15 protein-coding genes are annotated in these 19,865 nt (G+C 67.9%); 3 read left to right on the top strand and 12 right to left on the bottom strand.

Going from position 1 to position 19,865, the window contains the following annotated elements; translation table 11 throughout:
- The 7 genes from Uis4E_RS06535 to Uis4E_RS06505 all read right to left on the bottom strand — a co-directional run bounded on the left by Uis4E_RS06535 (window position 1) and on the right by Uis4E_RS06505 (window position 9,067).
- Complete coding sequence (locus tag Uis4E_RS06535; RefSeq protein ID WP_101622398.1) at window positions 1–876, bottom strand: DUF3710 domain-containing protein; 876 nt, start codon at window positions 874–876, stop codon at window positions 1–3.
- A 79-nt stretch (window positions 877–955) separates the two neighbouring features.
- On the bottom strand, window positions 956–1,813 hold the full coding sequence (locus Uis4E_RS06530; protein WP_101622397.1) for an exodeoxyribonuclease III: 858 nt from the start codon (window positions 1,811–1,813) through the stop codon (window positions 956–958).
- Between the two features lie 135 nt (window positions 1,814–1,948).
- Window positions 1,949–3,964 carry a dipeptide ABC transporter ATP-binding protein gene (locus tag Uis4E_RS06525; protein ID WP_101622396.1) on the bottom strand — a complete coding sequence of 672 codons (2,016 nt, stop codon included), beginning with the start codon at window positions 3,962–3,964 and terminating at the stop codon, window positions 1,949–1,951.
- A 19-nt stretch (window positions 3,965–3,983) separates the two neighbouring features.
- Window positions 3,984–4,952: an ABC transporter permease gene (locus Uis4E_RS06520; protein WP_101622395.1), complete on the bottom strand. Its 969-nt coding sequence runs from the start codon at window positions 4,950–4,952 to the stop codon at window positions 3,984–3,986.
- Between the two features lie 19 nt (window positions 4,953–4,971).
- Entirely contained in the window at window positions 4,972–5,898 is a 927-nt protein-coding gene (locus Uis4E_RS06515) for an ABC transporter permease (protein ID WP_101622394.1), read from the bottom strand.
- Between the two features lie 227 nt (window positions 5,899–6,125).
- Window positions 6,126–7,754: a peptide ABC transporter substrate-binding protein gene (locus tag Uis4E_RS06510; protein ID WP_101622393.1), complete on the bottom strand. Its 1,629-nt coding sequence runs from the start codon at window positions 7,752–7,754 to the stop codon at window positions 6,126–6,128.
- Between the two features lie 257 nt (window positions 7,755–8,011).
- Complete coding sequence (locus Uis4E_RS06505) at window positions 8,012–9,067, bottom strand: tyrosine recombinase XerC (RefSeq protein ID WP_423734922.1); 1,056 nt, start codon at window positions 9,065–9,067, stop codon at window positions 8,012–8,014.
- A 112-nt stretch (window positions 9,068–9,179) separates the two neighbouring features.
- Here Uis4E_RS06505 and Uis4E_RS06500 point away from each other — a divergent pair, with 112 nt between their 5' ends.
- The 3 genes from Uis4E_RS06500 to Uis4E_RS06490 all read left to right on the top strand — a co-directional run bounded on the left by Uis4E_RS06500 (window position 9,180) and on the right by Uis4E_RS06490 (window position 13,145).
- Window positions 9,180–9,989, top strand: coding sequence for an ABC transporter ATP-binding protein (locus Uis4E_RS06500; protein WP_101622391.1), 810 nt, complete (start codon window positions 9,180–9,182; stop codon window positions 9,987–9,989).
- Window positions 9,986–12,781 (top strand): ABC transporter permease, encoded by a 2,796-nt coding sequence (locus Uis4E_RS06495; RefSeq protein WP_101622390.1) that lies wholly within the window; start codon window positions 9,986–9,988, stop codon window positions 12,779–12,781. The genes Uis4E_RS06500 and Uis4E_RS06495 overlap by 4 nt, the downstream gene beginning before the upstream one ends.
- 112 nt (window positions 12,782–12,893) lie before the next feature.
- Window positions 12,894–13,145: a DUF6725 family protein gene (locus Uis4E_RS06490; protein WP_101622389.1), complete on the top strand. Its 252-nt coding sequence runs from the start codon at window positions 12,894–12,896 to the stop codon at window positions 13,143–13,145.
- A 3-nt stretch (window positions 13,146–13,148) separates the two neighbouring features.
- Here Uis4E_RS06490 and Uis4E_RS06485 read toward each other — a convergent pair whose 3' ends face one another.
- From Uis4E_RS06485 to asnB, 5 genes are all read right to left on the bottom strand, one after another.
- The gene (locus Uis4E_RS06485) at window positions 13,149–14,297 is read right to left on the bottom strand and encodes a prephenate dehydrogenase (RefSeq protein WP_423734923.1); all 1,149 of its coding nucleotides are present in this window, start codon (window positions 14,295–14,297) and stop codon (window positions 13,149–13,151) included.
- Between the two features lie 11 nt (window positions 14,298–14,308).
- Window positions 14,309–15,334 (bottom strand): prephenate dehydratase, encoded by a 1,026-nt coding sequence (locus Uis4E_RS06480; protein ID WP_101622388.1) that lies wholly within the window; start codon window positions 15,332–15,334, stop codon window positions 14,309–14,311.
- Window positions 15,335–15,351: 17 nt separating this feature from the next.
- Window positions 15,352–15,816 carry an alcohol dehydrogenase gene (locus tag Uis4E_RS06475; RefSeq protein ID WP_243394392.1) on the bottom strand — a complete coding sequence of 155 codons (465 nt, stop codon included), beginning with the start codon at window positions 15,814–15,816 and terminating at the stop codon, window positions 15,352–15,354.
- A complete protein-coding gene (gene typA / locus Uis4E_RS06470; RefSeq protein WP_101622387.1) occupies window positions 15,813–17,744 on the bottom strand; it encodes a translational GTPase TypA in 1,932 nt (643 codons plus the stop codon). The genes Uis4E_RS06475 and typA overlap by 4 nt, the downstream gene beginning before the upstream one ends.
- Before the next feature lie 228 nt (window positions 17,745–17,972).
- Window positions 17,973–19,862 (bottom strand): asparagine synthase (glutamine-hydrolyzing), encoded by a 1,890-nt coding sequence (gene asnB / locus Uis4E_RS06465; RefSeq protein WP_101622386.1) that lies wholly within the window; start codon window positions 19,860–19,862, stop codon window positions 17,973–17,975.
- Window positions 19,863–19,865 lie beyond the last annotated feature (3 nt).

The following is a 19,865-nucleotide window of genomic DNA, read 5'->3' as shown; positions in this document are numbered from 1 at the left end:
TCAGCGGACTTCGGAGAACATCGGGCCGCGCGAGAGCGTGGTCTTGACTTCCGTCTGCTGGTCCTGGCTCAACGGGCCGTCCGGGCGGGTGGGCACGTCCTTCAGGTGCTCCTTGCCCTGCGTCTCGTCCACGCCGTCGCCCTCGGCGGCGGCCTTCGCGGCCTTGCGCTCGGCCGGGCCGACCGGCGGATGCATGGGGATGAGGTCGCGCGGGGCGAGCGGCTCCTCGCCGCGTTCGACGACGATCTCCGAGAAGAAGCGGTTCAGCGCCTCGGTCTCCTCGGCGTCCGGGTCGGTGGCGGCCACGCCGGAGAAGATGCCGCGCAGCATCCAGCGGGGGCCGTCCACGCCGACGATGCGCGTGGTGAGGGTCTTGCCGCCCTTGATCTCGACGGGCAGGCGCAGCTCGGTGCCGAACACGCCTTCGACGGCGGAGGCCTTCTTGTTGGCGGCGAGGAAGTCGTCGCGCCAATCCTCCCACAGACCGAGCGTCTTCGGCGCGGCGTACGCCTCGATCTCAAGGCTGGAGTTCTTGTAGGTGATGGTGGAGCCGAGGATGGCGCGGGTGGCGCGGTTCGCCTTGATGCGCAGCTCGATGTGCTGCATGAACGGCAGATAGTAGGCGCCGAGGTCGAGGTAGTCGTCGTAGTCGGGCACGTCCTCGTCGTCCACGTCCCACGGGCCGCGTTCCTCGCCGCGACCCACGTATTCGCTGCTCGCCTCCGGCAGCGCCGCGGCGGCGGTCTCCTCGGCGGTCTCGCTGTCGGCCTTGGCGGCGGCGTTCGCGGCCGCGGCGGCCTTCGCGTCCTCGTCCTCGGTCTCGACTGCGGCCTTTTCGGCCTTGTCCTTCTTCTTGCCGAATCCGAACAGTCCCATGGTTCCTCGTTTCGTTGCGTTCTTACGGTTGCTTACGATTGCGACCCTGTTAAGCCTAACACCTTCGGCTGCCCGGAGGTCACACGTCGTAGCGGATGGTGAGGGGCGCGTGGTCGGACCAGCGCAGGTCGTAGGTGGGCGCCTTGTCGATCACGAACCCGCGCGCGGTCTCGGCGAGCTCCGGCGTGGCGAACTGGTAGTCGAGACGCCAGCCGACGTTGTTGTCGAAGGCGCGGCCGCGCTGGCTCCACCACGTGTACGGGCCTTGGATGTCGCCGGCGAGGTCGCGCATCACGTCGACGAACTCGTACTCGTCGAGCCAGCGGTCCACGTAGGCGCGCTCCTCGGGCAGGAAGCCGGCGTGCTTCACGTTGCCCTTGGCGTTCTTGATGTCGAGCGGCGTGTGCGCGATGTTGAAGTCGCCGCACAGCACGGCCTGCCGTCCGCCCCTGGCCGCCTCGTCGCGCAGTTCGCCCATGCGTGCGAGCATGGCGTCGAGGAAACGGAACTTCTGCGCCATCTTCGTCTCGTCGTCGGCGTTGCCGGCGTGCACGTACACGCATGCGACGGTGATCGAATAGCCCTGCGGGGTGGTGACGTCCGCCTCGATCCAACGGCCCGAATCGACGTCCTCGTCGAGACCGGGCAGGCCGTGGCGCGTGTCCGTCACCTCGAGGTCGGAGAGCAGGGCGACGCCGGCGCGGCCCTTGACGCGGCACACCTCGTTGACGCGGTGCAGCGCGGCCGGGCCTTCGATGCGGCCCGCCTCCGCGTAGTCGGCGGCGAGGCCGTCGAGGATCGGATCGAGCTCGGCCTGCGGGGCGCGCACCTCCTGCATGCACCACACGTCGGGAGTGTTGCGCCGCACCCACTCCTCCACGCCCTTGCGTTTCGCCGCGCGGATGCCGTTCATGTTCGATGTCGTGATGGAGATCATGCGGTTCACTATACGGGCAAGTATGACGAAGGCTCCCTCTCGCATGGAGAGGGAGCCTTCGCGCGTTCCCGGTCTCTCCCCCACCCGGCTTCGCCGGGAGCCCCCTCGTCGGAGGGGGCCTAGGGGATGGTGGAATCAGTCGAGACCGAGCTGGAGCTTGCCGCCGGGGATGGCGTCGAGCAGGTCGCGGGTGTACTGCATCTTCGGGTGGTTGAACACCTCGTCGGTGGTGGCGTGCTCGACCAGTCGGCCATGCTGCATCACCACGACCTCGTCGGCGATCTGGCGGACGACGGCCAGATCGTGGGTGATGAACAGGTAGCTGAGGCCCTTCTCGGCCTGCAGGTCGTTGAGCAGGCGCAGCACTTGGTCCTGCACGAGCACGTCGAGGGCGGAGACCGCCTCGTCGCACACGATCACGTCCGGGTTCAGGGCCATGGCTCGCGCGATGGCGATGCGCTGGCGCTGGCCGCCGGACAGCTCGTTCGGGTAGCGGGTCATCACGGATTCGGGCAGTTCGACCATGTCGAGCAGTTCGCGCACGCGCTTGGCGCGGCTGGTCTTGTCGCCGATGCCGTGGATGCGCAGCGGCTCCTCGATGGAACGGTAGATCGAGTACATCGGGTCGAGCGATCCGTACGGGTTCTGGAACACCGGCTGCACGTGGCGGCGGAACTCCAGGAGCTCCTTGCCCGTCAGGCCCGCGATGTCCTTGCCTTCGTAGAGCGCCTTGCCGGAGGTGGGCGTCAGGAGCTTCAGGACCATGTTCGCCACGGTGGACTTGCCGGAGCCGGATTCGCCCACGATGGCGAGCGTGGAGCCGCGCTTGACGGAGAAGGACACGTCGTCGACGGCCTTGAACATCTCCTTCTTGCGCGGGAGCTTGAACTCCTTGGTCAGATGGTCGACGACGATCACGTTCTCGCTCTTCTCGAGCTTCTCCTCGCCGACGACGTGGTGTTCGAGCAGCGCGTCCGCGTCCTCGCCGCGCTCGTGCGCGGAGATGATGCGCTGGGAGGCGAGCGACGGGGCGGCCGCGACCAGACGCTTCGTGTACGGGTGCTGCGGGTGCTGGAGCACTTCGAGCGACGGGCCGGATTCGACGACCTGGCCCTTGTACATCACGACGATGTGCTGGGCGCGCTCGGCGGCGAGGCCCAGATCGTGGGTGATGAACAGCACGGCGGTTCCGAGCGAGTCGGTGAGCATGTGCAGGTGGTCGAGGATCTTCTTCTGCACGGTCACGTCGAGCGCGGAGGTCGGCTCGTCGGCGATGAGCAGGTCGGGGCGGCAGGCGAGGCCGATGGCGATGAGCGCGCGCTGGCGCATGCCGCCGGAGAACTCGTGCGGGTACTGGCGGGCGCGGGTGGCCGCGTCGGGCAGGCCGGCCTCGGAGAGCAGGCCTGCGATGCGGTCGTCCACGGTGGAGCCGGTGACGTGCGCCTTGGCGATCGTCCACGCCTTGTCGTCGGAGACGCCGGCCTTGATGAGGTCGTCGGCGACGCGCCAACGGGTCTCGGAGCCGGGCACCCACTCGCCCTTGAAGTACTCCATGGACCTGGCGGCCGCCTCGTCGCCGACGCCGGCCTCGGCCAGCGCGGCCTTGGCGGCGTCGAGCAGGGCGGGCAGCTCGGCGGAGCCGATGAACGTCTCGTCGTCGTTGCCCTTGAGCTCGACGTCCGCCTCCTCGCCGGCCAGGGCCTTGGCGAGGGCGGAGCGCTTCTCGTGCGCCACGTCCATGTTGTTGGCGGTGAGCGCCTCCTTGACCTGCGTGCCGATGCGGTACACCGGGTTGAGGTTGCTCATCGGGTCCTGCGGGACGAGGCCCATCTTGTCGCCGCGCAGCTTGTCGAAGTCCTTCGGCTTCAGGCCGGTGAGCTCCTGGCCGTCGAGCTTGATGGAGCCGCCGACCACGTGGCCGGTGCCGGGCAGCAGGCCGAGCACGGCCATGGCGGACGTGGACTTGCCGGAGCCGGATTCGCCGACGATGGCCACCCACTGGCCGGGGTAGACGGAGAAGGACGCGTTGCGCACGGCGTGCACGGCGCGCTTGTCGTCGGTGGTGAAGTCGATGGCGAGGTTCTTCACCTCGAGCAGCGGGCCGTGGGCCTTCTGCATCTCGACGATCTTGGCATCGTTCGTGTTTTCCATTTGTCTTCCTACCTCACACTCAGGCCGTGCGGCTCTTCGGATCGAGGGCGTCCTTGACGGCGTCGCCCATCATGATGAAGCTCAGCACGGTGATGGCCAGCGCCATGGACGGGTAGAACAGCACCATCGGGTTGGTCATCAGGTTGACCTGCGCCTGCGAGATGTCGCCGCCCCAGCTGACGGTCGTGGTCGGCAGGCCGACGCCGAGGAAGCTCAGCGTCGCCTCGGACACGATGTAGGAGCCGAGTGACGTGGTGCCGATGACGATGATCGGGGCGAGCGCGTTCGGGATGATGTGGCGGAACAGGTTCCTCATCGGCGTGGAGCCGAGCGCGGTGGACGCGGTGTTGAACTCGAGGTTCTTCGCCTCCATCACCGAGCCGCGGGCGATGCGGGCGGTCGACACCCAGCCGAACAGGGCGAGCACGAGCACGACCTTCCAGATGGAGCTGGAGGTGCGGAACATCTGCAGCACGACGATGGCGCCCAGCAGGAACGGGATCGAGTAGAAGATGTCGATGATGCGGCTCAGCAGCGCGTCGACCCAGCCGCCGCAGAAGCCGGCGACGGCGCCGATGAGCGTGCCGATGGCTACGACGATCAGCGTGGTCAGGATGCCCACGGACAGCGAGGTGCGGGTGCCGTACACGGTGCGGGCGAACACGTCGCAGCCCTGGAAGTCGTAGCCGAACGGATGGCCGGCCTCGGCGGGTTCGAGCGAGTTGTCGAGGTCGCAGTAGTTCGGGTCGATCTTCGTGATGACGCCCGGGAACAGGGCGACGAAGACGATGATGACGATGAGCACGCCGGAGACGATGAACAGCGGGTTCTTGCGCAGCGTGCGCCACGCGTCGGCCCACATGCTCGTGGCGGGGGCGGATTCGTCGACCTTGTCGACGGCCTGGAGCGGGGTCTCGTCGATCGGGGCGACGTAGCGCTCCTGTCCGGGCAGCGGCTCGTATGCGGGGATCTTGGTTTCGTCGGTCATGATGTCCTTTCCTCCCTCGTCACTCGTAGCGGATGCGCGGGTCGAGCGCCGCGTACAGCAGGTCGACGATCAGGTTGCAGATCACGAACACGAGCAGCAGCAGCGTGACGATGGAGACGACGAGGTTGCCTTCGCCCTTGAGGATGCTCTGGTAGGTGAGGAAGCCGACGCCGTGGATGTTGAAGATCTGCTCGGTGATCATGGCGCCGCCCATGAGCGCGCCGAGATCCTGGCCGAGGTAGGTGACGACGGGGATGAGCGAGTTGCGCAGCACGTGGCGCGCCATCACCGACTTGTTCGACATGCCCTTGGCGCGCGCGGTGCGCACGTAGTCCTGGGCGATGTTCGAGGAGATCTCGGAACGGGTGAGGCGGATGATGTACGCCATCGAGACCGATCCCAGCACCATCGCGGGGAAGAGCAGTTCGGTGAACGTCGGGTTCGCGCTGGCCGTCACGGGGATGAGGCTCCACTTGACGCCGAGGAAGTACTGGCCGACGAAGCCGGTGACGAACGTCGGCACGGAGATGAGCAGCAGGGAGACGATCAGGATGACCGAGTCGTACCACTTGCCCTTCTTCAGGCCGGAGACGATGCCGAGCACCACGCCGAAGAGCGCCTCGAAGACGAACGCCATGACCGCCAGCTTGATGGTGACCGGGAACGCGCGCCCGATCTCGTCGATGACCGGCTGCCCGGCGAACGTGTTGCCGAAGTCCAGCGTGAACGCGTTCTTCAGGAACAGCAGGTACTGGATGATGAATGGTTTGTCGAGGTTGTATTCGGCGCGGATCTGGGCGGCGACCGCTTCGTTGACCGGCTTGTCGCCGAACATCGCCTTGACCGGATCACCCGGCAGCGCGAAGACGAGCGCATAGACCAGCAGCGTCGCACCGAGAACCACGGGGATCATCTGCAGGATACGGCGCAGAAGATATTTGCCCATCGGTTTCTCCTTGTGTCACGGACCGGCCTCGTCCGCCCCGGCGCGGCATCGTGTCGAGGGCGCGCCAAAGCGCCCGGCCGGTCGCTCAGTACCCCGTAAGTTTACCCCACGGGACGACACGAATGTTTCACAACGGTGAATCAAGGGAAAACGACAGGGGCGGAACCCGGATGGGTTCCGCCCCTGTCGTCTCGATCGCAAGGGACCGGATCAGGCGAGCGTCAGGCTCACTTGGTCAGCTCCTCGTAGACCGGCAGGTTCTGCCAGTTCATCTCGAAGCCCTTGACCGTGGTGGCGGCCACGCCGTTGGCGTTGCTGTAGTACAGCGGGATGGCCGGCAGGTCGTTGAGCAGGATCTCCTGGGACTGCTGGTAGATCTTGTTGGCGGCCTCGGTGGACTTGGCGGCATAGGCCTCGTCCATCAGCTTGTCGAACTCGGCGTTCTTGTAGTCGCCGTCGTTGGAGCCGTTGCCGTCGGCGGCCTTGGAGGAGTACAGCTGGAACAGGTAGTTCTCGGCGGACGGGTAGTCCGGCTGCCAGCCGGTGCGGAAGGCGCCCTTGATCTGGCGGTTGGTGACCGCGTCGCGGAACTCCTGGAAGGTCGGCATCGGGTTGGTGGCCGCGTCGATGCCCAGGTTGTTCTTCAGCTGGTTGACGATGGCGTCGTAGATCGGCTTGGCGCCGCCGTCGGCGTTGTAGGCGAAGGTGAGCTGGCCGTCGTACTTGGAGATGGCGTCGGCCTGGGCCCACAGCTCCTTGGCCTTGGAGGCGTTGAACTCGAGGTTCTCCTCGCCCTTGAGGCTGCTGGAGTAGCCCGGGGTCAGCGGGGAGGTGAAGTCCTTGGCCGGCGTGCCGACGCCGCCGAGGACCTTGTCGACGAGCTGCTGGCGGTTGATGGCCATGGAGATGGCCTGACGACGCAGCTGGCCTTCCTTGGTGTTGGTCTGGAAGTGCTCGAGGTTGGACGGGATGGTGAACGTCTGGGAGAGGGAGCCGGCCTTGTTGTAGGCCTGGACCTTCGGGTTCTTCTGGAAGGTCTTGGTGGCGGAGGCCGGGACGGTCTCCATCACGTCGAGGTTGCCGGCCTGGACGTCCGCGTAGGCGGAGTCGTCGTCGGTGTACACCTTGAAGGTGATGCCGTCGTTCTTCGGCACGTCATTGCCCTTGTAGTCGGGGTTCTTGACGAGCTGGATCTCCTTGTTGTGGTCCCAGGACTTGAACTTGTACGGGCCGTTGCCGACCGGGGCCTGGCCGAAGGCCTTCGGATCCTTGTAGAAGGACTCCGGCAGCGGGGCGAACGCCAGGTAGCCGACCTTGATCGGGAAGGTGGCGTCCGGCTGGGACATGGCGACGGTGAAGGTGTGGTCGTCGACGACCTTGAGGCCGGAGAGCTGCTCGGTGCCCTTCAGACCGTCCTTCTGCAGGTCCTCGAAGCCGGCGATGGTGGAGAAGAAGGAGGAGCACTTCTGGGCGTTCTTCGCGTTCGCCACGTAGCTCCAGGCCTTGGTGAAGGACTCGGCGGTCACCGGGGTGCCGTCGGTGAACTTCCAGCCGTCCTTGATCTTGATGGTGTACTGGGTGGCGTCGTCGTTCGGGGTGATGGACTCGGCCACTTCGTTGGAGGCGTTGCCCTTCGCGTCGAAGGACACGAGGCGGGCGAACAGCAGGTCGCCCGGCTTGCCGCCGCCGGTCTCGTTGGTGTTGCCCGGGATGAGCGGGTTCTGCGGCTCGGAATTGTACGCGGTGATGATGTTGCCCGAAGCGGCGGTGCTGGCGCTGTTCGAAGAGCCGCAGCCGCCCAGCATGGTCGCGACGGCGCACACGGCCGCGGCGATCGCGAAGGCTTTCTTCTTCATATGGATATTCTCCTGTTTCATCCGGGCGCGGGGGTTCCGCGCCCTGCCAAGCGAAGAGGGTTGGGAGGCCGTATCGTCGGCCAGCCAACCCCCTTGCTGATCGCGTCCCATTGTGCCGCAGGTCGGAGACGTTGTGTTACCGAATTGCGAAAATTCGGTGAACGGTCTTGATGTTTTCTGCCGATTCACCCCTGAATTCACTGGGAACGGCGTTGACGCCGCGTCGATTCCACATTGCGGACATCATCGGCCGCGGCTCACGCGCGCGGGAACGCCTGCTCGTACCGCGCCTTGAGCTGTTCGATGGAGACGTGCGTGTAGCGCTGCGTCGTCTTCAGCGAGGCGTGTCCGAGCATCTCCTGCACCTCACGAAGGTCCGCTCCACCGTCGAGCAGGTGCGTGGCGGCGGAATGGCGCAGCGCGTGCGGGGAGATGTCCGGCACGCCGGCGCGACGCGATTCGGCGTGGACGACGCCGCGCGCGACGCGCTGGTCGAGGCGCCCGCCGCGCGCGCCGAGGAACAGCGCGTCGGGACGCCGTTCCGTTCGCCCTGCGCGAACGGACGGCGTCCCGACGTCGCGCGCGCCACGCGCGTCATGGCCGCCGCGCGCCGCGGCCTTCGAGACGACCGCCGGCCGCCCGCGCGCGATCCACGCCTCCAGCGCGCGCGACGCGGGAAGCCCGAACGGCACGACCCGCTGCTTGTTCCCCTTGCCGGTGACCCTGACGGTGCGGTTCGAGAAATCCACGTCCTCCAGGTCGAGTCCGACGAGTTCGGCCACGCGGATGCCGGTCGCGTACAGCAGTTCGAGGATCGCCGCGTCGCGTAGCCGCATCGCCGCGGCGAGACCCCCGTCATCGCCATGCCGGGACGTACGCCCGCCCGACGCCCCGTCTCCCATACCGCCGTGCGTCCGTTCCTCGGCCTCGTCCATGAGCCGTTCCGCCTGCGCCTCGGTGAGCACGGCGGGCAACGTGCTCGGGATCTTCGGCGTCATCAGCATGGCGGCCGGATCGGCCGCGGTCACGCCATGCGCGTGCGCCCACGAGAAGAACCGGCGCACGGCGACGGTCTTGCGCGCCATGCTGGAACGCGCGTGCGAGCGCGACCCGTGCGCCATCCACGCGCGCAGGTCGTCGGGCGTCACCTCGTTCAGATCCTCGACGCCGCGCAGCTCCAGAACATGCAGGCACTCCCCCACATCCGCGCCGTACGCCTTGAGCGTGTTCGCGCTCAGCCCGCGGTTCGCCTTCAGATATCCGAGGAACTCCCCCAGCCGGTCGTCGAAGCGCATGCCGTCCCTTTCCTCCATGCCGTTCTCCGATAGACTATAACCGTTCGCGATAGACGGGAATGGGGCGGCGATGGCACGACATGCGGCACGGAGGAACGGCGACCGGAAGAACGACGGACGGCGGGGCGGGATGCGATCCGACGCCGCGCCGGCCACGGGGGCGGCGACGCGCGCCTCGGACGGCGGCGGGGAGGTCGTGGCGCAGGCCATCGACCTGACGAAGACGTACGGCGACGCGGACGCGCGCGTCACCGCCCTCGACCATGTGGACGTCTCGTTCACGCGCGGCGAGATGACCGCGATCATGGGTCCGTCCGGCTCCGGCAAGTCCACGCTCATGCACATGATGGCCGGTCTCGACACGCCCACCTCGGGCCGTGTGCTCGTCGAGGGGCTGGAGGTCTCGTCGATGGGCCAGCGCCAGTTGACGAGACTGCGCCGCGACCAGATCGGCTTCATCTTCCAGTCGTTCAACCTCGTGCCCACGCTCACCGCCGAGGAGAACATCCTCCTGCCGCTGCAGATCGCGAAGCGGCCCATCGACCGCGCATGGTTCGACAAGGTCGTCGACGTGGTGGGATTGCGCCCGCGCCTCAAGCACCGGCCGAGCCAATTGTCCGGCGGCCAGCAGCAGCGCGTCGCCTGCGCGCGTGCGATCATGGCCCGCCCCTCCGTGATCTTCGCGGACGAGCCGACCGGCAACCTCGATTCGCGCTCCAGCCGCGAGGTGCTCGGGTTCCTCAAGGATTCGGTGCGCGCATACGGGCAGACGATCGTCATGGTGACGCACGACCCGCGCGCCGCCTCCTACGCGGACCGTGTGCTCGTGCTCGCCGACGGGCGCATCACCCGCGACCTCAAGCACCCGACCTATGAGGAGATCCTCGCCGAGTTCGCGACCGAAGGCGATGAGGAGCGGGGGCAGGAGGCGGGCGCATGATCCGGATCGGGTTGCGTGACGCGCGGGCGCATCTGCCGCGGTTCGTCATGTCGATCATCGCGATCGCGTTGGGCGTGTCGTTCGTGGTCGGCTCGTTCGCGTTCCGCGCGATGATGAACGACCAGGTCGACCAGATGCTCGGCTCGAACACCGACGCCGACGTGTACGTGCGCGGCGTCAAGGAGAAGAAGGACGACGCCATGACGGCGGGAGCGAGCTCCGGCTCCGGCTCGTCCTCATCGCTCAAGACCTACAACGACATCGACGTGTCCCTGACGGACGACGTCGCCAAGGTGACAGGCGTGGAATCCGCCGTGGTCACCTACTCCGTGTCCGGTTCGCTCGTGCTCGTCGCCAAGGACGGCAACGCGGTCTCCACGATGGGTTCGCCGACGATGGGCATCGGCCTGGAGCGGGGCACGTGGCGCTCCGCCCACCTGACCGAGGGACGTTGGGCGAAGGACCGGCATGAGATCGCCCTGCACGCGTTCGCCGCCGAGACCGCGGGGCTCACGGTGGGCGACACGACGAAGCTCGTCTACCCGTCCGGTCCGGAGGACGTGAAGGTGGTCGGCGTCTTCGACACGGACGTCTCGCAGGCGGGCGCAATCATCATCGGTCTCGCCCCGTCGGTCGCCAAGGAGCTCAGCCAGGAGCAGACCGGCGAGATCGGCGTCACCCAGTACATCGGCGTGTACGGGTCCGCCGACGGCGGCGCGCCCCTCGACGACGCGCGGCAGCGGGAGCTCGCCAGGCGCATCGACCGCGCGCTGCCGAAGGACGCGAAGGCGACGGCGATCACCGGCGACCAACTGCGCGACGAATACTCGCAGGCCATCAAGGACCAGTTGGGCTTCATCCAGCCGCTGATCCTCATCTTCGGCGTCATCGCCCTGTTCGTCGGCTCGTTCATCATCGCGAACACGTTCTCGATGATCGTGCGCGAATCGATGCGCGGCTACGCGCTGCTGCGCTCGGTGGGCGCCTCCCCCGCGCAGGTGTTCTCCACGGTGATCGTGCAGGCGCTGCTGCTCGGCCTCATCGGTTCGGGCGCGGGCATCGCGCTCGGCTGGGGCATGGTGCGGCTCATCGTGTTCGGTCTCGCGCAGGAGGGCACGCCGATGACCGGCGCCGCCGACCCGGGTCCCGCGGACATGCTCATAGGCCTCATCGTCGGCGTCGCGGTCACGCTGGTCGGCGCGGCGCTGCCGGCGCGACGGGCCGCGACCGCGCCGCCCATCCAGGCGATGAACGAGACCGTGAACCCGGAGAAGCCGGTCCTGCCGCGTGGCGTCGCGGGAACGGCGATGATTGCGCTCGGCGCCGCATGCTGGGTCTTCTGCCATCGGATCGCCGCGGCGGGCGACGCCGGCGATCCGACGCCGGTCGCGTTCCTCAACGGTCTGGCGTCGCGGTTGGGCGTCGGCTGGCCGCTCGGCGTGGGCGCGGCGCTCATCGTCGTCGGCGTGATCGTAGTCGCTCCGGCGCTGGTCGGACCGGCCGGCGTCGTGCTCGGCTGGCTCCCCGCGCACGTGTTCCCGGTGACGGGCCGTCTCGCCGCGCGCAATCTGACGCGGCAGAAGCGGCGCACGGCGAACACGGCGGCCGCCCTGTTCGTCGGCGTCGCGATCGTCAGCTGCCTCGGCGTGGTCGCCTCGTCGGCGAAGGCGTCGGTCGCCGGCATCGTCGACACGGGCCTCAAATCCGATTTCACCGCAATGAGCGCGTCCTCCGGACGCATCCCCGACGAGGCGGTCGCGGCGATCAGGAAGACGAAGGGCGTCGCCTCCGTCTCGCAGAGCCGCATGCTCATGGGCGTCACCTACGGGTCCGGCGACGACGCGGCGCAGGCGATGACGTTCGCCGAACAGCCGTCCCTGTTCTCGAAGGTGTTCGCGCCCGTCGCGAACTCGGGCGACGCGGACCGGGCGCTCAGGGCCGGCGATCTCGTCGTCGGGCTTTCCGTCGCGCAGGACAACGGCTGGAAGGTCGGCGACACGGTGCAGGTCAACGGCCGGCGCGTCGTCGTCGACGAGGAGGCGACCGCGAAGGCGCAGGCCGACTACCAGGCGAAGCTGATGGCCGGGCAGGCGCAGCCGGTCGACCCGTCGACGCTGGTGCGCACGACCACCGAGACCACGCATGTGAAGGTGAAGGTCGGCGCGATCATCGAGAACTCCGTCTACCGGTCGATGGTGCTGATGAACGACGAGCGGGCGGAGCGGATCAACAACGAGAACACGATGTTCACGATCATGCTGTTCATCAACGCGGACGCGCACGCCGACACGGCCGCCGTGAAGCGGCGTCTCGTCAAGGCGGTCAAACCGTTCTACGTGATCACCGTGCAGGACCGCGACGAATTCAAATCGACGATGTCGACGATGGTCGACCAGATCCTCATCATCCTGTACGCGCTGCTCGCCCTGTCGATCGTCATCGCCGTGTTCGGCATCGTGAACACGCTCGCCCTGAGCGTGTCGGAACGCACGCGCGAGATCGGCCTGCTGCGCGCGATCGGCACGTCGCGCGGACAGGTGCGCGGCATGCTCGCGATCGAGGCGTCGCTGATCGCCGTGCTCGGCACGCTGCTCGGCGTCGTGACGGGCGTGGCGGCGGGCGCGGTGATCCGCGAGGTGTACGCGTCGAACGGCTTGGAACGGTTGTCGATCCCGTGGGGGCAGCTGGGCGTGTTCCTCGCCGCGTCGATCCTCGTGGGCGTCGTGGCCGCGCTGCCGCCGGCGCGACGCGCGCTCAAGGTGCCGGTGCTCGACGCCGTGGCGACGGACTGACGGCATGTCGGTACGCGCGGCGGGCATGCGACGCGCGTACAGTGGAGAGACCGGGTGGCGCGGCGAATGAACGGCCGCGGCCACCGAAACAACGCCGTTTGGGGAGGGCATCATGGCATTGCCGAGACAGATACCGTCGGGCGCACGCATCGTCGTGCGCGTCATCGAAGGCGTGGATCCGGCCGACGGGCGCACCAAGTTCCGCGACTACGTGGGCCACGTGCTCGGATGGGACGGGCGCACGCTCGAACTGTCGCGCGACGCCGCCGCGAACGGCTCGCGCCCGCAGCAGCGCGTGACGATCGACGCGGACACGATCGCCACGCTGAAACCGGTGCCGGAGCGGCCGCGGACGAGGCCGTAGCCGTCAGACGGCGGAACGGATCTCGGCGCGGGCGGCGAAGGGGCCGTCGAAGGCGATGATGTGCTCGCCGCGGCGCGCGGAGGCGAGCAGTTCGCCCCGCCAGTCGCCGGACGAGTCGATGCGCAGTTCGACCGTCCTGTACGGGTTCCCGTGCGGGGCCGCATCGTCGCGCGGCGGTTCCGTGCCCCGCTCCCCCGCCGGCGTGGCCCGCGCGGCGATGGCGCGCTGCGCGGCCTTGTAGTCGCGGAACGGCTGGCCTTCGGCGAAGAAGCCGAGCATGTCGGCCTGTGCCTGCGCGTCGACGGCGATGTCGCGCTCGTCCCGCTCGTCGTGCAGGAGGTTCGCGACCTTGAGCAGGCGCGCGGCCATGTCGCGCAGCAGCCGTTCGACGTTCTCCGCGTCCTCCTCGACCATGGCGCGCGTGCGGTCCGGGTCGGTCAGGGCGACGCGCGTCATGTCGCGCCAGCTGCCGGCGGCGAGCGCGGCCGCGATGTTGCGGTCGGGGCTGGCGACGAGCGTGTTGATCATGGCTGTGGCGACGACGTGCGGCATGTGGCTGATGAGCGCGGCCGCCTTGTCGTGCGTGTCGTCGTCGAGGACAATCACGCGGTCGCCGACGCCGGCGGTGATGAGCCAGGCGACGTCGAGGAAACGCGCGTAGTCGGTCGTCCCGTCGACGGTGATGGCCCACAGGGCGTCGTCGTAGAGACGCGGGTCGGCGGCAGACCAGCCGGACAGTTCGTTGCCGGCCATCGGATGCGCGCCCACGTAGCGGCTTCCGAGCCCGGCGGCCTTCACCTGGTCGCGCACCATGCCTTTGACGCTGCCCACGTCGGTGAGCGTCACGTCGAGGCCGGGCGTCATGTCGATCAGGGGTCTGAGCACGGCGAGGATGGCGGGCATCGCCTTCAACGGGTTGCACAGGACGATCGTCGAGGGGCGCGCGGCGACGAGCGCGTCGAGCGTCGGCACGCAGCGGATGCCGGCCTTCTCGGCTTCCGCGTACGGGTGGGGGCGGTGGTTCCATGCGACGACGTCGATGCCGCGGGCGACGAGCCTGCGGGCGAGCGAGCCGCCGATCAGGCCGAGTCCGATGATGCCGACAGGCCCGGCGGACGCGGGCGTGGGACGTCCGGCGGTCATGTCGGTCATGGTGGTCGTGTCTACCACAGCAGTTCCCTCCTCGTGGTCTCGTCCTGCTCCCAGTCGTCGCTGATGCGCGTCGCGTCGAGGTGAACGCCGCCCTGCGGCAGCCGCCACGCTTCGACGGGCGGGTTGGAGCGTTCGCGCCGCGGGTAGACGGCGAGCGTCTTCAGCCAGATGCCGTGCGCGGCGAGCGTCGCGAGCACGTCGCGGAAGCGCGGCTCCCACGGCGCGGCGTCGAGCGTGTCGATGAAGCTGTACGTGCCGTCGTCGCCTTTGATGGGACGGGACATGAAGCTCGTCATGTTGAGTCCCGCGTCGCGCAGGATGTCGAGCACGTTGGCGACGACGCCGGGGCCGGTGACGAGCGGGATGAACGTGATGATCGTCTCGAAGTCGGTGTCGCGCGCGCGTGCGCGGTCGTTCGACGCGCGCACGTCGTCGCGTCTGCCGAGGACGAGGAAGTCGGTGTGCGCGCCCGCGAAGTCCTGTACGCGCGCGGCGAGCGTGTCGAGATCGTAGAGTTCGCCGCAGATGCGCGGTCCGAGCGCGACGCCGCCCGGTTCGAGGTCGCGGCAGGCGGCCGCGTTCGACGATGCGGGCGTGGGCGTGAGACGATGCTCGGCGATGAAGCGCTTGCATTGGGCGAGGCCGTGCGGGTGCGCGGAGACGGGGATCGCGGCGGGGCGAGCGCCGTCGGCGGTTCCGGCGGCGTCGCGCGCGGCGAGCGGATCGTCGCCGCGGCGCGTGAACGCGTCGAACGCGACGTCGACGCGCACGCGCGCGAGACCGGCGACGTCGTCCGCGTCGATGAGCGCGTCGAGGTTCGGCACGACGTAGCCTTCGACGTTGTTCTCCCACGCGATGACGCCGAGGCCGCGGCCGGAGCGGACGGCCTCCATGATGGCGGGGACGTCGGGCAGGGGGACGAGGTCGAAGCCCGCCCGCCCCGCCGTCTCATCCGCGAGCTGCGCGGCGGCCTCCATGGCCGCCTGATGCGTGAACGTGCCTTCCGGCCCGAGATAGAACAGGGTTTCGCGTGTCATAGGACACCACTGTACCGTCATTCGCCTTTCGGGGCGGGGATGCGGAACCATGATGCGGGCAGCACCAGCATGGCGGCCTGGATGAGGATCACGCCGTACAGCCAGATGTAGCCGGCGTGCTGGCTGAAATAGGTGGTCGGCGTGCTGAACCCGGCGACGACGAGCGCGTCGCCGCCCGGGCCGCCGAACAGGGCGATGCCCCATGCGGCGGCCGACGAGACGATGAGATGCAGGGCGAGGCCGGTCACGCCCTGGCGCGCGCGGGCGCAGTAGGTGGACAGGGCGATGACGAGGAACGCGAGCAGAAGCCCGTAGGGGATGTTCACGGCCGCGCCCATGCGGTGTGCGAGCGTGCCGACGAACGCGGCGCCCGCACCCGCGAGCAGCGTGACGACGGTCCGGCCCAACGGGCCGAACCGGTGCGACCACGGCCGCCCGTCGGAGTCGGCCGTGGTCTTCGCGCCCGTCCTCACGGACGTCACTTGCCCTGCTGGGCGGCGTTCTGGCGACGCTGCTTGGCGCGCCACTTGTACCAGTCCTCGCGGCCGAGGATGATCTTGCGCACGCGGATGGACTCCGGGGTCACCTCGACGCACTCGTCCTCGTTCGCGAAGTCGAGGGACTCCTCGAGGCTCATCTTGATCGGCGGGGTGAGGGTCTCAAGCACGTCGGCGGTGGAGGAGCGCATGTTGGTCATGTGCTTGGCGAGCGTGATGTTCACGTCCAGCTCGTCGGGCTTGTTGTTGACGCCCACGACCTGGCCCTCGTACACCGGGGACTGCGGCTCGACGAAGAAGTTGCCGCGCGCCTGGAGACGCTGCATGGCGTACGGGGTGGCGACGCCCTTGCGGTCGGAGACCATCGAGCCGTTCTGGCGGATGGTGATCTGGCCGGCCCACGGCGCGTAGCCGGCGGAGATGGAGGAGGAGATGCCGGTGCCGCGCGTGGCGGAAAGCAGCGCGGTGCGGAAGCCGATGAGGCCGCGGGACGGCACGGTGAACTGCAGGCGCACCCAGCCGGAGCCGTGGTTGGTCATGCCGTCCATGCGGCCCTTGCGGTCGGCCATGAGCTGGGTGACGGTGCCCATGTACTCCTCGGGCACGTCGATGGTGGTGTTCTCCATCGGCTCGTTGATCACGCCGTCGATCTTCTTGGTGACGACCTGCGGGCGGCCGACGGTCAGCTCGTAGCCTTCGCGGCGCATCTGCTCGGCGAGCACGGCCAGCGCGAGCTCGCCGCGGCCCTGCACCTCCCACGCGTCCGGACGGTCGGTCGGCAGCACCTTGATGGACACGTTGCCGATGAGCTCGCGGTCGAGACGGTCCTTGATCATGCGGGCGGTGAGCTTGTGGTCCTTGCCCTCGGTGCCGGCCAGCGGGGAGTCGTTGACGCCGAAGGTCATGGAGATGGCCGGGTCGTCGACGTGGATGAGCGGCAGCGGCTTCGGATCGTTCGGGTCGACGATGGTCTCGCCGATCATGATGTCGTTGACGCCGGCGACGGCGACGATGTCGCCGGGGCCCGCGGATTCGACGGGCGTGCGCTCGAGGCCCTGCGTGCGCAGCAGCTCGGCGACGCGGAAGTTCTCGATGGAGCCGTCGACGCGGCTCAGGCCGTAGGTCTTGCCCTTCTCCAGCGTGCCGTTGTAGATGCGCACGAGGCCGAGACGGCCGAGGAAGTCGGAGGAGTCGATGTTGGCGACGTGGGCCTGCAGCGGCGCGCCCTCCTCGTACTCCGGGGCGGGGATGTTGGAGATGATGGCCTCGAACAGCGGCTCGAGGTTGTCGTTGTCCGGGAGGCCTCCGTTCTCCGGCTGGTTCGCGGAGGCGTAGCCGGCCTTGGCGGCGCAGTAGATGACCGGCATCTCGAGCAGCTGGTCGAGGTCGAGGTCGATGCCCTCGTGCTGCACGTCGTCGGCCAGACCGAGCAGCAGGTCGGAGGTCTCGCCGACGACCTCCTCGATGCGGGCGTCCGGACGGTCGACCTTGTTCACGCACAGGATGACCGGCAGCTTCGCCTCGAGCGCCTTGCGCAGCACGAAGCGGGTCTGCGGCAGCGGGCCCTCGGAGGCGTCGACGAGCAGGACAACGCCGTCGACCATGGAGATGCCGCGCTCGACCTCGCCGCCGAAGTCGGCGTGGCCGGGGGTGTCGATGATGTTGAGGGTGATGCCCTCCGGGTGGCCGTACTTGGCGGCCAGCGGGCCGGTGTACTCGACGGCCGTGTTCTTCGCGAGGATGGTGATGCCCTTCTCGCGCTCCAGATCGTTGGAGTCCATCACGCGATCCGGCACTTCCTCACGCTCGTTGAACACGTGGGACTGCTGGAGCATCGCGTTCACCAGCGTGGTCTTGCCGTGGTCGACGTGAGCCACAATCGCCACATTACGGATATCACCGCGAACCGCCATCGAAACCTCTCTTGATTGATTCTGTTTGTTCTTGTCGCGTAACCGCGCGGCGCGGGGCCTCCCGCGCGCCGCCCTCTCGACAGTATGGACAACTTGGATTGGTCCAACCTGTGTGTGCACACAAACCGCACTGATGATAGCCGGAAGGCTTGACCGCGGTCACGGTCAAGCCTTCCGGTGAATGGCGCGGGGCCGGGGAGCCGGTCCGCGCCGGCCCTTCGGGGCGGCTCAGTCTCCCAGGTCGAGCACGGCCGGCTTGGAGCCGTCGTGCACGAAGTACACGTCGTACCAGGTGAGGAACGTGTAGACGGTCCAGATGCGACGGCGGTCGTCGGTCCTGCCGGCGTAGTTGTCGTCGAGCATCTTGAGGAGCGCGTCCTGGTCGAAGAACTCGTTCACGTAGTCGCGTTCGAACACGGAGCGCACCAGCTTGTAGTACTTCTCCTCGCGCAGCCACTTCTTGATCGGCACGGGGAAGCCGAGCTTCTCGCGGCTCTTCCACTCCTCGGGCAAGTGGCGGCCGGCGGCCTGGCGGAACGCGTACTTGGTGTTCTCGTCGTTGATGAGCCACTTGGTGGGCACCTGTTCGGCGACGCCCATGAGCACCTTGTCGAGCAGCGGCACGCGCAGTTCGAGCGAGTGGGCCATCGTGAGCTTGTCGGCCTTGAGGAGGATGTCGCCGGGCATCCACTGGTGCATGTCGAGGTACTGCTTCTTCTTGAGCTCGCTCAGCCCCTTGCCTTCGATGCGGGCGTAGGTCCTGTCGACGATGCTCTGCACGCTGGGCGCCTTGCGGTACGCGGGCTTGAGGATGCGGTCGGACTCGGACTCCTCGAACACGCGCGCCTGGCCGATGAAGCTCTCCTCGGCGGGCGCGAGGTTCGCGTACAGGTGCCAGGCGCCGTGGAAGGTCTTGCCCTTGCACCAGCGGGCGATGGCGTGGCGTGCGCCGGCGGGCAGGTGGGTGAGCCAGCGGGTGACGACCTTGATGGCCTTCGACTTCGTGTGCACGCCGTAGTCGATGTAGCCGCCGAACAGCTCGTCGGCGCCCTCGCCGGAGAGCACGACCTTCACGTCGTGCGCGGCGAGCTTCGAGAGGAAGAACAGCGGCACGCAGCTCGGGTTCGAGTCGGGTTCGTCGAGATGCCATTGGATCTGCGGGAAGGCGCTGAACGCCTCCTCGTCGGTCAGGGCCTCGGCCGTGTTGTTGAGCTTGAGGATCTCGGCGAGTTCGCCGGCCTGCTGGCTCTCGTTGTACGTGCCCTTGCCGAAGCCGATCGAATACGTGTGCTGCGGGCGGGCCACGGCGGCCACATAGCTGGAGTCCACGCCGGAGGAGAGGAACGAGCCGACCTCCACGTCGGCGATCTGGTGGGCCTTGACGGAGCCCATGACCGTGTCGTCGATGGTGTCGACGAGATGGTCGAGGGTCACGTCCGACTCGCGGAAGCGCTCGTCGTAGTAGCGGTGGATGTCCATCTTCCCGTCGCGGTAGGTGAAGTAGTGGCCTTCGGGCAGCTTGAACACGCCCTTGAAGAAGGTCTCGGCGAACGGCGGGTACTGGAAGGTCATGTACGGCTTGAGGGCCTCGCGGTTGAGCTCCTTGACGAAGTCGGGGTGCTGCAGCAGGCTCTTGATCTCGGAGGCGTACATGAACGTGCCGTTCATCTTCGCGTAGTAGAAGGGCTTGATGCCGAAGTGGTCGCGGGCTCCGAACAGCTCCTTCTTGGTCTTGTCCCAGATCACGAAGGTGAACATGCCGCGAATCTTCTGCAGCAGTTCGACGCCCCACTCCTCGTAGCCGTGCAGCAGCACCTCGGTGTCGGATTCGGTGGTGAACGTGTGCCCGGCCTCGATGAGCTGGGCGCGCAGCGGCTGGTAGTTGTAGATCTCGCCGTTGAACGTGATGACGAGGTTGCCGTCCTCGTTGTAGATGGGCTGCTGGCCGCCGCCGAGGTCGATGATGCTCAGACGACGGTGGCCGAGCGCCACGTGCCCGTCCACGTACTTGCCTTCCGAATCGGGGCCGCGATGGGCGATGATGTCGGTCATCCGCTTGATGACCGGGCATTTGACGTCGATCGGGTCGTCGTTGACGAATCCGGCGATTCCGCACATAAG

It is taken from the genome of Bifidobacterium parmae, assembly GCF_002860365.1.
Classification (GTDB): domain Bacteria; phylum Actinomycetota; class Actinomycetes; order Actinomycetales; family Bifidobacteriaceae; genus Bifidobacterium; species Bifidobacterium parmae.
This window is presented reverse-complemented; position numbering and strand designations above follow the sequence as displayed.

Bases quoted from the DNA above. Each gene is read 5' to 3' on its own strand.
- typA (WP_101622387.1), bottom strand. From the start codon at position 17,744: ATGGCGGTTCGCGGTGATATCCGTAATGTGGCGATTGTGGCTCACGTC.
- asnB (WP_101622386.1), bottom strand. From the start codon at position 19,862: ATGTGCGGAATCGCCGGATTCGTCAACGACGACCCGATCGACGTCAAA.
- Uis4E_RS06505 (WP_423734922.1), bottom strand. From the start codon at position 9,067: ATGGAGGAAAGGGACGGCATGCGCTTCGACGACCGGCTGGGGGAGTTC.
- Uis4E_RS06515 (WP_101622394.1), bottom strand. From the start codon at position 5,898: ATGGGCAAATATCTTCTGCGCCGTATCCTGCAGATGATCCCCGTGGTT.
- Uis4E_RS06510 (WP_101622393.1), bottom strand. From the start codon at position 7,754: ATGAAGAAGAAAGCCTTCGCGATCGCCGCGGCCGTGTGCGCCGTCGCG.
- Uis4E_RS06480 (WP_101622388.1), bottom strand. From the start codon at position 15,334: ATGACACGCGAAACCCTGTTCTATCTCGGGCCGGAAGGCACGTTCACG.
- Uis4E_RS06490 (WP_101622389.1), top strand. From the start codon at position 12,894: ATGGCATTGCCGAGACAGATACCGTCGGGCGCACGCATCGTCGTGCGC.
- Uis4E_RS06500 (WP_101622391.1), top strand. From the start codon at position 9,180: ATGCGATCCGACGCCGCGCCGGCCACGGGGGCGGCGACGCGCGCCTCG.
- Uis4E_RS06520 (WP_101622395.1), bottom strand. From the start codon at position 4,952: ATGACCGACGAAACCAAGATCCCCGCATACGAGCCGCTGCCCGGACAG.
- Uis4E_RS06530 (WP_101622397.1), bottom strand. From the start codon at position 1,813: ATGATCTCCATCACGACATCGAACATGAACGGCATCCGCGCGGCGAAA.
- Uis4E_RS06535 (WP_101622398.1), bottom strand. From the start codon at position 876: ATGGGACTGTTCGGATTCGGCAAGAAGAAGGACAAGGCCGAAAAGGCC.
- Uis4E_RS06495 (WP_101622390.1), top strand. From the start codon at position 9,986: ATGATCCGGATCGGGTTGCGTGACGCGCGGGCGCATCTGCCGCGGTTC.
- Uis4E_RS06485 (WP_423734923.1), bottom strand. From the start codon at position 14,297: ATGACCGACATGACCGCCGGACGTCCCACGCCCGCGTCCGCCGGGCCT.
- Uis4E_RS06525 (WP_101622396.1), bottom strand. From the start codon at position 3,964: ATGGAAAACACGAACGATGCCAAGATCGTCGAGATGCAGAAGGCCCAC.